The organism is Rhodococcus sp. P3_B8 (assembly GCF_056402775.1).
Genome location: NZ_JBFUGT010000661.1, coordinates 1 through 900 on the forward strand (window position 1 = coordinate 1; position 900 = coordinate 900).

A 900-nucleotide genomic window follows, 5' to 3' on the forward strand; every position below is an offset into this window, starting at 1 on the left:
GCGAATACCCGCGCCGGCATTCTCACACGAGCGACTCGGCACGAGCGTCGTCGGCGGATGCGAAACATTCGCGACGAGTAGATTTGGTGGCCCTGATCGGGTAACCAGGTACGTTCGAATCTCGCAGTCGTAGGAGAGACCGTGGTCGCCCGCGTGCTACCTGGGGCGCCTCAGGTCGTCCCGGTCTCGGCGGCCAGGGAGCGGACGGCTTCAACCCGGGTACCCACGACGTGTCGGCGGGCCAGTTCTTCCGCTCCGTCCGGGTCTCGTGCCTTCGCGTGGCTACTCGCCTGGGCACTCGACGCACGCCTCGACGAGGATCTCGAGGCGTGTTTCGAACTCGCCGCCGACGGCGGTGCTGCCGCCATGGGGCTGCCGCGGGCCGACCTGCAACCGGGTTCACCCGCCGACTTCATGTTGCTGGACGGAGAATGCGTGCCGCAGATCGTCGTCGACGTCCCCCGTCGGGACACGGTGGTGCGGGCCGGACGGGTCGTGGCTCGCGACGGCCGGCTCCTCAGAGTCGTCCACGAGAATTGGCGTCGGTCAGGACCGCAGTGGCGCTTGTAGCAGGGGCCGGTCGTCGCCCGGGGCACTCACCCCGAGCATCGCCGCATCCGACATCGGCAGCCCCACCGCCAACTGCATCGACATCGTCTTGTCGCCGCCGGCGATGAAACTGCCAGCATTCATGCGACTTCCGTCGGAGCGTTGGAGCCAGACGTTGTACGTGCGGCCCTGCGGGAGTCCGGCGACGTCGAGGCTGATTCCGGTTCCCCACGCCCGGTTCTCCACCCGCGCGGAGGCGTCCACACCTGCGGCGAGCACCGTGAATGCCACCGGCTGCCCGGGCGGGGCTGTCGAGGTGCCCCCTCGCAGGAAGAACCCGCCGGCCACCAG

Annotated in this window: 2 protein-coding genes; one reads left to right on the forward strand and one right to left on the reverse strand. The window is 69.0% G+C overall.

The features are described 5' to 3' along the window. Positions 1–141 precede the first annotated feature (141 nt). Entirely contained in the window at positions 142–570 is a 429-nt protein-coding gene (locus AC1D1G_RS45555; protein ID WP_477956980.1) for a hypothetical protein, read from the forward strand. Here AC1D1G_RS45555 and AC1D1G_RS45560 read toward each other — a convergent pair. Continuing rightward, positions 547–900 (reverse strand): anti-sigma factor domain-containing protein (locus AC1D1G_RS45560; protein ID WP_477956981.1); only part of this gene is annotated, 354 nt, incomplete at its 5' end. The genes AC1D1G_RS45555 and AC1D1G_RS45560 overlap by 24 nt on opposite strands.